Source organism: Streptomyces canus (assembly GCF_041435015.1).
Classification (GTDB): domain Bacteria; phylum Actinomycetota; class Actinomycetes; order Streptomycetales; family Streptomycetaceae; genus Streptomyces; species Streptomyces canus_G.
Window position 1 is genome coordinate 9,183,291 of the sequence record NZ_CP107989.1, and the last position, 12,053, is coordinate 9,195,343.

Here is a 12,053-nt window from a genome sequence, read left to right on the forward strand (position 1 = left end):
ACATGACCGCTAGCAGCGCCCTCCCGGGCCCCCACGCCCTCACGCTCGACCTCGGCGGCCGCACGGCCCTCGTCACCGGCGCGGCCGGCGGCATCGGTCGCGCCTGTGCGCTGCGGCTCGCGGCGGCCGGGGCCAAGGTGAGAGCGGTCGACCGGGACGCGGCAGGTCTGGACGCGCTCGCCGAGCGGTCCGCGGGGCTGGCGGGCGCCGTCGAACCGCTGGTCCTCGACCTCACCGACCTGGACGCCGCCGAGCACGCCGCCGCGGGCACCGACGTCCTGGTCAACAACGCCGGGCTCCAACTGGTGCGCCCCATAGAGGAGTTCCCGCCCGAGGTGTTCCACACGGTGCTCACCGTGATGTTGGAGGCGCCGTTCCGCCTGATCCGCGGCGCCCTGCCGCACATGTACGGGCAGGGCTGGGGGCGGATCGTCAACGTGTCCTCGGTCCACGGCCTGCGCGCCTCGGCCTACAAGGCGGCCTATGTGGCCGCCAAACACGGTTTGGAGGGCTTGTCCAAGACGGCCGCCCTCGAAGGCGCCCCCCACGGAGTGACCTCGAACTGTGTGAACCCCGCCTATGTGCGGACCCCACTGGTCGAGCGACAGATCACCGACCAGGCCCTTGCGCACGGCATCCCCGAGGAGCGGGTGGTGTCCGAGGTGCTGCTCCAGGACAGCGCGCTCAAGCGGCTCATCGAGCCGGAGGAGGTCGCCGAGGCCGTGGCGTACCTGTGCGGCCCGCAGACGTCCTTCGTCACCGGAACGTCGCTCGTCCTCGACGGCGGCTGGACCGCGCACTGACCGGCATCCGGCCGTCCGTCGCCCCGCCCGGAGTTTTCCACAGGCCTGACGGGGTGAGCGTGCGATGAGCAATCCTGTGGGCATGTCCAGCGATCACCTGCAGTCCGCCGAGCGCTCCGCCGGCAGTGCCGAGGCACCCTTCCTCGAGCTGCTCGCCAGGGGCGCGTCCGCCGACGCCTACGAGCAGCCGGTGCTGATCGCCCGCGCCGAGGGAAGGCCGGCCGAGCGGATCGCCGCGCTCGAAGCGGCCAAGACGGTCGCCCTGCGGGTGCGCTCCGAGCTGGAGGGCCGACGCCGGCGGGAGGCCGAGCTGTCCGCCCTGTTCGAGACCGCCCACGACCTGGCCGGGCTCAGAGACCTGGACGCCGTGCTGCGGGCCATCGTGCAGCGCGCCCGGTCGCTGCTCGGCACGGACGTGGCCTACCTCAGCCTGAACGACCCGGTGCGGGGCGACACCTACATGCGGGTCACCGAGGGCTCGGTCGCGGCCCGCTTCCAGCAGCTGCGGCTCGGGATGGGCGAGGGGCTCGGCGGACTGGTTGCCCAGACCGCCCGTCCCTATGTCACCGACGACTACTTCAAGGACGACCGCTTCCAGCACACCCTCACCATCGACGCGGGAGTACGGGACGAGGGCCTGGTCGCCATCCTCGGCGTGCCGCTGACGCTGGGGCACCACGTCATCGGGGTGCTGTTCGCGGCGGACCGGCGTGCCCGGGTCTTCGAGCGGGAGCAGATCGCGCTCCTCGGTTCCTTCGCCGCGCTGGCCGCGGCCGCCATCGACACCGCGAACCTGCTCACCGAGACCCGCTCGGCCCTGACCGAGCTGGAGCGGGCCAACGAGATCATCCGGGATCACAGCGGCGTCATCGAGCGCGCCTCCGACGTCCACGACCGGCTCGCCGAACTGGTGCTGCGTGGTGGCGGGGTGCACGACGTGGCCGCGGCCGTCTCCGAAATCCTCGACGGCACGGTCGAGTTCTCCGAAGTCGCGCCCACCGAGGCGCTGGAGGCCTCCCGGGCCGAAGGCCACGCCGTGCGGCACGAGGACGACTGGATCGCCGCGGTCGCCGCCGGCGGAGAACTCCTGGGGGCCCTCGTGCTGCGCGGCCACCCCGGACTCGACCCCGTCGACCAGCGCACCCTGGAGCGCGCCGCGATGGTCACCTCGCTGCTCCTGCTGGCCAGGCGCTCGGCCGCCGAGGCCGAACAGCGGGTGCGCGGCGAGCTCCTGGACGACCTGCTCGACGCCCGGGACCGCGACCCCCGTCTGCTGCGTGAGCGGGCCGCCCGGCTGGACGCCGACCTCGACGCCACCCACGTCGTGCTGGCCGCCCGTCTCGACGGCCCGGTGGCCGACGCCGACCAGGAGGCGGCCGCCCGCAGACGCCTGTGGTCCGCGGCCTCCCACCTCGCCGCCACCCGGCACGGCCTGGCCGCCGCCCGCGACGGCGGCACCGTCCTGCTGCTGCCCCTCACCGCCGCGGACACGGCCACCGAACTGGCCCGCCGGACGGCGGTACACCTGGGGACAGCGGTCCATGAGGCGGTGACTGTAGGCGCCTCGGCGCCGGTCCGCGATCTCGCCGTCCATCTGGACGCCGTGGCCGCCGCCTACGAGGAGGGCCGCCGCTGCCTCGACGCGCTGCGCCTCCTGGGCCGCTCGGGGGACGGTGCCGCCGCCGAGGACTTCGGATTCCTCGGACTGCTCCTCGCCGGTGACCGGGACATCGCGGGCTTCGTCGACCGGACCATCGGTCAGGTCGTCGCGTACGACGACCGGCGGGGCACCGATCTCCTGCGCACCCTCGACGCCTACTTCGCGTGCGGGATGAGCCCGGCCCGCACCAAGGACGAGCTGCACGTCCATGTGAACACCGTCGCCCAGCGACTGGAGCGGGTGGGCCGCCTGCTCGGTGAGGACTGGCAGAGCCCTGCCCGCGCGTTGGAGATCCAACTCGCGCTGAGGCTGCACCGGTTGTCGGCGCCGACGCGGCACTGACCCCCGCACGCACGCCGCGTACGGGGGCCGGTGGGGTCGGGCACCGCCAGGATTCAGGCGGTCCGGGCGTCCGCGGCGGAGGACTTGGCCGCGGGCTCCGGCTCGGTGGCCGGCTCGGCGTCGGCCAGGTCCCGGTGGCGTGTCTCCTTGGCGACACCCACGGCGACGACCGTCAGGACGGCCGCGGCGATGACGTACAGGGCGATCGGGGTGGAGCTGCCGTAGTCGGAGAGGAGGGCGGTGGCGATGAGAGGTGCCGGGGCACCTGCCGCGACGGAGGCGAACTGAGCGCCGATGGAGGCACCGGAGTACCGCATCCGGGTCGCGAACATCTCCGAGAAGAAGGCCGCCTGGGGCGCGTACATGGCGCCGTGCATGACGAGTCCGACGGTCACCGCGAGGATCATGTTGCCGAAGCCGCCGGTGTCGATGAGGGAGAAGAAGGGGAACATCCACAGCCCCACGCCGACCGCGCCTAGCAGGTACACGGGGCGCCGGCCGACGCGGTCCGACAGGGCTCCCCAGGCGGGGATCACCGCGAAGTGCACGGCCGAGGCGATCAGCACCGAGTTGAGGGCGGTCTGCTTGGAGACTCCGGCCGACGTGGTGGCGTAGACGAGGATGAACGCGGTGATGACGTAGTAGCTGATGTTCTCCGCCATGCGCGCGCCCATAGCGACCAGGACGTCACGCCAGTGGTGCCGCAGCACGGAGACGATCGGCAGCTTCTCGGCCACGCCGTCCCGCGCCGCCTTGCGGGCCTCCGCCTGCGCCAACGCCTGCTTGAACACGGGGGATTCGTCGACGGACAGCCGGATCCACAAGCCGACGATCACCAGGACGCCGGAGAGCAGGAAGGGAATCCGCCAGCCCCAGCTGCCGAACGCGGCGTCCGACAGTACGGCGGTCAGCAGCGACAGCACACCCGTGGCGAGGAGTTGTCCGGCCGGCGCGCCGGTCTGCGGCCACGAGGCCCAGAAGCCGCGTCGCCGAGCGTCCCCGTGCTCGGACACGAGGAGTACGGCTCCGCCCCACTCTCCGCCCAGCGCGAAGCCCTGGACCAGGCGCAGCACGGTCAGCAGCACGGGAGCGGCCGTGCCGACGGTCGCGTGCGTGGGCAGCAGCCCGATCGCGAAGGTCGCCCCGCCCATCAGCAGCAGGCTCAGGACCAGCAGCTTCTTACGCCCGAGCCGGTCGCCGTAGTGCCCGAACACCAGGGCGCCGAGCGGACGGGCGGCGAATCCGACGGCATACGTCAGGAAGGACAGCAGCGTGCCGACGAGCGGGTCGGAGTCGGGAAAGAACAGTTTGTTGAAGACCAAGGCGGCCGCGGAGCCGTAGAGGAAGAAGTCGTACCACTCGATGGTGGTGCCGATGAGGCTGGCGGCGACGATGCGCTTGAGGTTGTTCGGGGCCGGTGGAGCGGTTGCGGGCGACGACATCGGCACCACTTCCTGGGATGTGACGGGGACGTTTGCGTGTCGCCACACCGTAGGAATCCGCAGGTCAGGCGCACATGTGGCGGGGCAACATAGTTCGAGGGTTCGCTATGCGTGCGGCCACCATGCCGGCTCATGGATTGGCGGTTCAGGGGAGCGATGGTGGTCGAAACGAGTGCCGTCCAGGACGCGCAGTTCAGGGTGATTTGACAGTGCGGTGCTGACTCCCGTGCTGGTTTGGTTCTGACTAAAAGCCCACGTCATCACCTGTGCTCACCCCTCCCGTGCTGACTTGGTGCTGACTACACTCCGTTGAACTCGGACATCTTGGGGCACCTACGCCGCTGTGACCAGCGCCTTGAGCTGCTCGATGTCCGTAGGGGGCTGCTGTCCGTCGTGCATGGCGGGGGCGCGTAGGGAGTCGGGGAACCGCTCCCTGCTTACCGGGTCGAGCACGGTGTCCACGCCCCGGCTGCCGATATGCCCGCGGACCGGCCGAGCCCGCCGTCAATCTGCACCACCAGGTCGGCACCCGGCGGTCCGCAAGTGGCCGACGATGCCGGGTCGGTAGAAGACATAACGGGGCACTGGCCGTGGCAGTGGCGCGTCGTGCTGTTCGTCGGGCCTGTGACGCTCAGGACGGATGACGTAGAACGAGACGCCGACCTCGATCGTCGCAAGGTGGGTGAAGAACTCGATCGCCATCGGCGGCGTCCGTCGGCCGATTGGTAGTCGGCAGCGGCACGGCGATCTCCTGGGCAGGTCCCGCCGTGCTGCTCGCCTACGTCGGTGTCGGCGGCGGGTGATGGGACCGCGACATCGCTCGAGGTGATCCCTTCACCTGGGGCGGTCTTGACGATTCGCTGCCGCAGCGTCGCCTCTGGTGGTCTCGTCCCGAGACCGTGGTCGCAGTGGCCACGATCCCGTCCCAGGACATCTCGCCGCATGCCCGAGCGCAGACCTCAGTCACGGCCCTTCGACGCCAGGTCACGTCCGATGAGCTCCTTCATGATCTCGGTGGTGCCGCCGTAGATCGTCTGGATCCTTGTGTCGACGTATGCCCGGCCGACCGGGTATTCCTTCATGTAGCCGTAGCCGCCGTGCAGTTGCAGGCACCGGTCGACGACCCGCTTCTGCAGCTCGCTCACGAACCACTTGCCCTTGGCCGCGTCCACCGGGGTCAGCTCGCCCGCGTTGTAGGCGCGCACCGAGCGGTCGACGTAGGCCTCTGCCACATCGATCTCGGTGGCCATCTCGGCGAGCTCGAAGCGGATGTGCTGAAAGTCACCGATGGGTTTGCCGAATGCCCGGCGGTCGAAGCAGTAGTCGCGGGTGAGGTCGAAGATCGCCCGGCTGGTGGCGATCGCCATGGCGGTCACTCCGAGCCGTTCCCTGGGCAGATGGCTCATGAGCTGCTGCAGGCCCGTGCCCGGGAGGCCGACCACGTTGTCGGCCGGCACGCGTACATCCTCGAAGTAGAGCTCGGCGGTGTCCTGAGCGGGGAGTCCGATCTTGTCCAACTTGCGGCCACGGGTGAAGCCCGGCATGTCCCGCTCGACCACGAGGAGGCTGAAACCGCGCGACCCGGCGTCGGGGTCCGTGCGCGCGGCGACGATCACCAGGTCTGCCATCATCCCGCTGGAGATGAAGGTCTTCTGGCCATTCAGGATCCAGTCTTCGCCATCGGGGCGGGCCGAGGTGCGGATGCCCCGCAGGTCGCTGCCGGTCCCCGGTTCGGTCATCGCGAGCGCGCCGATGGTTTCACCGCAGGCGAAGCCGGCAGCCAGCGCCGCTTCTGCGCGTCATTGGTGAGATCCAGCAGGTAGTGCAGTACCAGGTCGTCCTGCAGGGCGACGGTGAGGCCGAAGGACAGCGCGTGGACGCGGGCGATCTCCTCGCAGACGACCATGCGGTAGCGGTAGTCCTTCTCGGCGGCGCCGCCGTATTCCTCGCCGATCTGCAGGCCGTAGATTCCCTGCTGCGCGGCCGCGGCGAAGACCTTGCGGTCGATCCACCGGTCGGACTCGGATGAACGGGTCGGGTCGGACCGCCTGTGCGACCGCGCCCGGCGACCTCGAGTTGATCTGCACGCCTCCCGGACGCGCCGGCCCGTCGGTGGCGCACCTTGACCTTGCTGAGCGCGGCACCCCCGGGCGCGGCCACGGCGATCTGGATCAGCTCCGCCGACTCGGCAGGCGCTCGACCACCTGCCGACTCGGACGTGAGGGAAGCACGAGCCGGCCGAGGGCACCGATCACGATGCCGATGACAATCGCGCTGACCACGCCTGAGAGCTCCAGGCGGTGTCACCCCATTGAGAAGTTTTCATCCTGCTTTCGCAGGTCACGGGGCTGGTGTGGCCCTGAGTTCGACTTGGACGTCGACGCTACGGGGCATGAGAACGCCGTCGGACTGCCAGCGCCGCACCGAAACCGTCCCGGCCCAGGACGGGACGGCTTCCCGGCTCGAAGAACAAGCACCGGGCCAAGCGCCACGACGTGGACAAGACCGTCAAACGCGCCGGGTCGATCAAGGAACACCAGGCTCGCCGAGGTTGAATGCCGAGCCGAGACCTGCGCTGCTCGCCTACGGCAGGGTCCATTTCTGGTTGGTGCCGTTGTTGCAGGACCAGATGTTCAGCCGGGTGAGGTTGGCGGTGTTGCCGCCGGGGACGTCCAGGCAGCGTCCGGACTGCATGCTGCGCAGGCTGCCGTCAGCCTGCTGAGTCCACTTCTGGTTGTCTCCGCCGTTGCAGGTCCAGATGTCGACGAGGGTGCCGTTGATCACACCCTGCTTTACGACATCCAGGCATTTCCCGCCGATGGTCAGGCTGCCGTCGACGTTGTAGGTCCAGGTCTGTGACCCTGGCTTCTGGTTGCAGTCGTAGAGCTGCACCGCGGTGCCGTTGGTGGTGTTGCCTTGGTTGAGGTCGAGGCACTTGCCGGCGAGGCCGGAGGGCACGGGGCCCGAACGGGTGGGGATCGGGTTGCTCCCCGGGGTGACGGAGAAGTTGTCGAACTGCTGTGTCTGGTAACCGCCCCCGTTCACGCTACTGGTGGAGTCCACGGTGCCCAGTCCGGCGCGGCCGTGGGTGTAGCTGTTGTCCGTGACACTGCCCAGAGCCGTGCCGTCGAGCTTGGCGCTGATGGTCGACCCCTGCATCGTCAGTGAGACGGTGTGCCACTGGCTGGTGCCCGGTGCCGTTGTAGTGCCGCTGGCGAGGGTCGTGAACCCCCACGTGTTATTGCTGTTGACAACGGACTTGACGATCGACCACGTGCCGGTGCTGCTCACCCGCAGGTGGTACGCCTGCAGGCCGTTGTCGTTGCGACCTTGCATGCCGATGCGGCCCAGCAGCTCCACCGCTCCGGACTGCTCGAACATCGTGTCCGCCGTGACGGTGTAGTTGCCCCATGAGTCGTCGCCCATGAGGGTGTACGGCGCGTAGTAGTTCTCGCCGGTCCAGCGGACGGGAGCCGCTGGTGCCATCTGGCGCAGGCAGGTGCCGGTGCGTCCTCCGCCGCAGGCCACGGTCTGGAAGGCGCCGTTCATGTCGGTGAAGTACTTCGGGGACGTGGTGGTCGCCGGGGTCTGGAAGTTGTTGGAGTACGGCAGGCTCAGGGGGGCCGCCGAGGGCGCGGTGGCGGTTCCCTTGCCCTGCCCGGTCGTCGTGGTGACCGTGTACACGTAGCCGGGCTGCAGTGCCAGCGTGTAACTGCCACCGGAGGGGGTGACGTCGGTGGTGTGCACGAAGTGGTCACTGTCGTTGGGCGAGTTGAGGTCGGTGCCCCAGACGTGCACCTGGCCGGTGGACAGGCCGCCCGTGACGTGAACGGTCAGGGACTGCGCGGCCGTGGCGTCCACCGTCTCGATGACGGTGCTGTAGTCACTGTGGTTCGGCGACTTCAGTGTCACGTAGCTGCCGTTGGACTTGGCGCCGCCCAGGTAGCCGCTGGCCGAGTCCTGGTACTGCCAGCCGATCTGCGCGAACTGGGACGTGTGTGCGAGGACCCAGGCCGTCTTGGCGATGCTGTAGTGGCCCGACCAGGGCTGGTTGGCGACGGCCAGCCCGTTGAAGGCGAAGTAGGTGTTGGGATAGAGCGCGGCCACGAGCGGCCAGTTGTAGTAGGCCGTCATACGGCCGTCGATGTAGTCCCGGTTGACGGCCCGTGCGACCGATGTCGCGCCGGCCTCGGCGTCCTCCGACCCGTTCTCGCTCGCCCACAGCGGTTTGCCGAGGTTCTGCGCGGTGCTGGTGCTCGCGCAGCTCTTGAAGTCGGAGTTGTTGCCGATGGCCCCGCCGTTGCTGTAGCCGCAGGGGTAGTGGACGCCCACGATGTCCACCGCGTTCTTGAACGTCGGGTCGCCGGCCATCGCGTCGGCCACCGACCAGTTGTCGTCGGCCGCGACCAGCTTGGTGGCACCGTAGCCCTTGGAGACCAGGGCGGACTTGAGGTTCTCGTACCAAGTCTTGTTGAAGCCGCGCTCGTTCCAGCCGCCCAGGTAGTCGATGTCGAGCTTGTGCTGGGCGGCGCAGCCCATCCAGTCCGTCAGGTAGCTGATCGCGTCGGAGGTGAAGAAGGTGTTGCTGCCGCCACCGACCCAGCCGGGCGCGCCCCAGGCGAGCCCGTAGAGTTTGATGTCGGGGTTGCGGGTCTTGGCCTGCTCCGCGAGCCACCACTCGTAGCCCTGGTTGCAGTCGACCACGCCCTGGGTGTGCTCGTGGCTGGCCTCGGCGCCGTCGGTGGTGTTGGTGTCGCCGCCTATTTCGATCTTGAGGGACTGGAGCGAGGCGCCGTAGCCGGGCTTGAACAGGTAGTCGAGGATCTGGCCGCGCTGCGGCTCCGGATAGTCGATCAGCAGCCGGGTGTTGCCGCCGCCGCCGGAGATCGCGCCCACACCGTCGAAGGTCCGGCCCGTGCCGGAGCCGTCGACGGTGATCGAGGTCTCGGTGGCCGCCTGTGCCGCCGGCGCCGACCAGCTCACCAGCGCCGCGGCGGCGAGGGAGAGGGCGGCCAGGAACGATGTCCGTCTCGTGCGTCGCCGGTGGATCGGGGACCTAAGGTTCATGTCGCCTCCAAGGGCGCTAGGCCATCAATTGAGAACAGGTACGAACGGACCCGAGACCGCGGAGGGCTTGGCATGTCCTACGGACAGCGGCGGATACGCCATGACGGCACGAGTGCGGTACGGCAGACCCCAGCTCCCGACGTCGACCAGGACGCGTGCCGACCGGATGCCATCACCGCGGGACGCTGCTGCGGGACGGTGCCGGCTCATGTGGCCGGCACCGTCCCGCAGCCGGGATCAGCCCACGTTTACAGCACCGCGGGGAGAGCCATCGCAAGCACCGCGGACAACTTACGGATACGAGAGGTGGATTGCTTCATCGTCTGCCCCTCCCGCCGGTTCGGGCGATCCAGTGAACGTTCATACGGCGGCTCCGTGGGTGTATGTGGTGCGTGTGACGCTGATCTTCGTCCCGCCCGGACCTGAACGCCGCGAAGGCGTGGGGCGCGCCGGTGAGCGGCACAACCACCCGGTCGAGGGGGCGGCCCAGTCGGCCACTGCCTCGATCAGCGGTTCCCGCTCCGCGAGGGCGAGCAGGTCCTGAGCAGGTCCTCGCGCCAGGTCTGCGGACGCCGGTCGAGGTCCCGGAGGTGGCGGTCGGCGTCGATGAGGGCGGCGCGGGTGGGTGTGCGGGTCACGGCGGGTTCCAAGTCGGTCGGTCTGGTGGGGCCGCGTCAGACAGTGGATTCCTCACCGGGCGGGAGGATGTGCCAGATCTCGGCCGAACGGATGGGGGCGGCGCATGGAAAGGGCGACGCCTGGCAGTCCTCGCCGGGCGTCGGGTACTGCGGCGGCCGAGTCGCTGCCACCGCCTAAGAATTAGCCGCCTTATCGAGGATTCCGTCAAGAGTGCGCGCGGCTCTTTTCGAGCCTTCCGGGCAGGACACTTGGGGGTTCTGGTGCGAAAGAGACGATATATACCCTCATGTTCGATCGCTCGCTGAGCTTGCGACCGGATCACCCGGAAATATGAGTACGATTCATTTTCCCGGGGTGCGATACGAGGCTTCGCAACGTTCAGCCACCGTCGTTGGTGGCGATCCGGGCCCCGCGCCGTCCGACGACTTGGGGCCGCGCCGCCCATCCTCAAGACGCTTCGGAAGAACACGGACGATCCGTTGACTTCTACGCGACCGGGAAGCTAACTGCAGCGTCGTCCGGTTCGACAAACGGTGCACCGGAACTGGAAAGACCTGCGCCGCCGCTTCTGCGGCGGCGGTTGGTGGCCGGCCGGCGAGGAACGGGAACTGTTCGGCCCGGCGAGGGTGCACACCACCCGCTATCGCTACCGCGGATCAGTCATCCCCTCTCCATGGCCGGTCGCGGGATGAAGGCAACTCTCAAGAGTCTTCCGGGACTTGTGGAGCGCCCGTTGCGTTGAGAGGCGCGTGGCGGGTGCGGGAAGCGGTCCGGAGAGACGGGCCGGTCGAAAGCCGGTACCGCGCTCGGGGCCGACTTCACGGACTGGAACTGGAAGACCCCGGCTTCCATCACAGCGTCCTGTCCGACTTCCGCGACCGGCTCGCCGAAGGCGACCGCGCCGACCGGCTGTTGGGTCTCGCGCTTACCCGGATCCGGCGGGCCGGCCTGCTCAAGGGACCCGGCAAGCAACGCGCCGACTCCACCTACGTACTGTCCGCCGCGCGGGAGCTGACACGCCTGGAACTGGTGTCCGAGGCGGTTCGCGCCGTGCTGGAGTACATGGCCCGAGATACGCCGGAACTGCTGGATGAGCTGGTCACCGCCGAGTGGGCCGAACGCTACGGGCGGCAGGTGTGCCTGTGCTCCCAGCCCAGCCACCCCGTCGCCCGGCTCGAGCAGGTGGGCGCCGACGGCCGCGAGCTGCTCGGGCGCCTGTTCGCCCGCTTCTCCGGCGGCGCCGTTCCGGCGCAGGCCGAGGTGCTCCGAAGGGTCCTGGTGCAGCACTTCCTGAGGGACGGGCGCGGAAGGTTCCGGCCGCGTACCGAGCGCGATGGCCAGCCGCCGTCCCGGGTGCGGATCACGTCGCCGTATGAGACCGAGGCTCGCTGGACGCGGCGCGGTGACACCCGCTGGACCGGCTATCGAGCGCACGTGACCGAGACCTGCGACGACAAGCGTGTCAACGTCATCACCGACGTGGCCACAGTCGTCTCCAGCGCGGACAGCCGGGCCCTGCCCGGCATCCATGCCCGCCTCAGGCGGCTGCGCCTGCTGCCCGGACAGCACCTGGTCGACGGCGGCTACACCTCCGTCGCCGGCATGGACGCCGCAGCCCGCCTCCACCGAGTCACCCTGATCGGGCCGCTTCCACCCAGCACCACCCCGCAGCACCGGGCCAAGGACGGCTTCGGCCGCGAGAACTTCGTCATCGACTTCGACCGACGCGAGGTCACCTGCCCTAACGGGCAGGTCAGCGGCAACTGGCGGGACCTTCCGGTGGCCGAGCCGACATCAGAGTCCCTCAAGGGGAAACGCCCGGTCGCTGACACGAGGACCTCCTGGACCCGCCAGGCTCGGTTGTAGGCACGGTCGTCGACCAGCACCCACCCGAAGAGCAGGCGCAAGTCGTCGATGCCTTGTGCGCGGTCGGCGGCGGAACGCCCTCTTCTGCCGGGGCGCGGGATCTCGGTGGCACGGCCGGGGTCGGCATCCGCAGAGCCCAGCCGCCCTCTTCACTCGACCTGTCAAGGCAAATAGATCCAATGAATCGAGTCACTCAGCCCGGCACTCGAACGCGTCTCAGCTGCGATATTGGGG

General features: G+C 69.3%; 10 protein-coding genes and 2 pseudogenes. 3 read left to right on the plus strand and 9 right to left on the minus strand.

Going from position 1 to position 12,053, the window contains the following annotated elements; all coding sequences use genetic code 11:
• Positions 1-2 precede the first annotated feature (2 nt).
• Positions 3-803, plus strand: a complete 801-nt coding sequence (locus OG841_RS41750; protein ID WP_328636614.1) for a 3-hydroxybutyrate dehydrogenase — start codon at positions 3-5, stop codon at positions 801-803.
• Positions 804-885: 82 nt separating this feature from the next.
• Entirely contained in the window at positions 886-2,805 is a 1,920-nt protein-coding gene (locus OG841_RS41755; RefSeq protein ID WP_371569614.1) for a helix-turn-helix domain-containing protein, read from the plus strand.
• A gap of 53 nt (positions 2,806-2,858) precedes the next feature.
• Here the strand turns inward: OG841_RS41755 and OG841_RS41760 are convergent, their stop codons facing one another.
• From OG841_RS41760 to OG841_RS41795, 8 genes and pseudogenes are all read right to left on the minus strand, one after another.
• Positions 2,859-4,247 carry an MFS transporter gene (locus tag OG841_RS41760; protein WP_328636612.1) on the minus strand — a complete coding sequence of 463 codons (1,389 nt, stop codon included), beginning with the start codon at positions 4,245-4,247 and terminating at the stop codon, positions 2,859-2,861.
• Positions 4,248-4,580: 333 nt separating this feature from the next.
• Positions 4,581-4,709, minus strand: coding sequence for a hypothetical protein (locus OG841_RS41765; protein ID WP_371569617.1), 129 nt, complete (start codon positions 4,707-4,709; stop codon positions 4,581-4,583).
• A 42-nt stretch (positions 4,710-4,751) separates the two neighbouring features.
• A complete protein-coding gene (locus tag OG841_RS41770; RefSeq protein ID WP_371569620.1) occupies positions 4,752-4,949 on the minus strand; it encodes a hypothetical protein in 198 nt (65 codons plus the stop codon).
• A 257-nt stretch (positions 4,950-5,206) separates the two neighbouring features.
• Positions 5,207-5,986: an acyl-CoA dehydrogenase family protein gene (locus OG841_RS41775; RefSeq protein ID WP_328636609.1), complete on the minus strand. Its 780-nt coding sequence runs from the start codon at positions 5,984-5,986 to the stop codon at positions 5,207-5,209.
• Positions 5,983-6,495 (minus strand): acyl-CoA dehydrogenase family protein, encoded by a 513-nt coding sequence (locus OG841_RS41780; RefSeq protein ID WP_371569624.1) that lies wholly within the window; start codon positions 6,493-6,495, stop codon positions 5,983-5,985. The genes OG841_RS41775 and OG841_RS41780 overlap by 4 nt, the downstream gene beginning before the upstream one ends.
• A pseudogene (locus OG841_RS41785) lies at positions 6,464-6,544 on the minus strand (GlsB/YeaQ/YmgE family stress response membrane protein); the annotation flags it as partial. The gene OG841_RS41780 and the pseudogene OG841_RS41785, both read right to left, overlap by 32 nt.
• A gap of 286 nt (positions 6,545-6,830) precedes the next feature.
• Positions 6,831-9,314, minus strand: coding sequence for a ricin-type beta-trefoil lectin domain protein (locus tag OG841_RS41790; RefSeq protein WP_371569626.1), 2,484 nt, complete (start codon positions 9,312-9,314; stop codon positions 6,831-6,833).
• Positions 9,315-9,820: 506 nt separating this feature from the next.
• A complete protein-coding gene (locus tag OG841_RS41795; RefSeq protein ID WP_328636606.1) occupies positions 9,821-9,952 on the minus strand; it encodes a hypothetical protein in 132 nt (43 codons plus the stop codon).
• Positions 9,953-10,709: 757 nt separating this feature from the next.
• Here OG841_RS41795 and OG841_RS41800 point away from each other — a divergent pair.
• Positions 10,710-11,819 (plus strand): hypothetical protein, encoded by a 1,110-nt coding sequence (locus OG841_RS41800; protein ID WP_371569628.1) that lies wholly within the window; start codon positions 10,710-10,712, stop codon positions 11,817-11,819.
• Here OG841_RS41800 and OG841_RS41805 read toward each other — a convergent pair.
• Positions 11,786-11,896 (minus strand): annotated as a pseudogene (locus OG841_RS41805) (PIN domain nuclease); the annotation flags it as partial. The gene OG841_RS41800 and the pseudogene OG841_RS41805 sit on opposite strands and share 34 nt — an antisense overlap.
• Positions 11,897-12,053: the final 157 nt, after the last annotated feature.

Coding starts and splice junctions, on each gene's coding strand:
- OG841_RS41760 (WP_328636612.1), bottom strand. CDS start 4,247: ATGTCGTCGCCCGCAACCGCTCCACCGGCCCCGAACAACCTCAAGCGC.
- OG841_RS41755 (WP_371569614.1), top strand. CDS start 886: ATGTCCAGCGATCACCTGCAGTCCGCCGAGCGCTCCGCCGGCAGTGCC.
- OG841_RS41775 (WP_328636609.1), bottom strand. CDS start 5,986: ATGACCGAACCGGGGACCGGCAGCGACCTGCGGGGCATCCGCACCTCG.
- OG841_RS41750 (WP_328636614.1), top strand. CDS start 3: ATGACCGCTAGCAGCGCCCTCCCGGGCCCCCACGCCCTCACGCTCGAC.
- OG841_RS41790 (WP_371569626.1), bottom strand. CDS start 9,314: ATGAACCTTAGGTCCCCGATCCACCGGCGACGCACGAGACGGACATCG.
- OG841_RS41770 (WP_371569620.1), bottom strand. CDS start 4,949: ATGGCGATCGAGTTCTTCACCCACCTTGCGACGATCGAGGTCGGCGTC.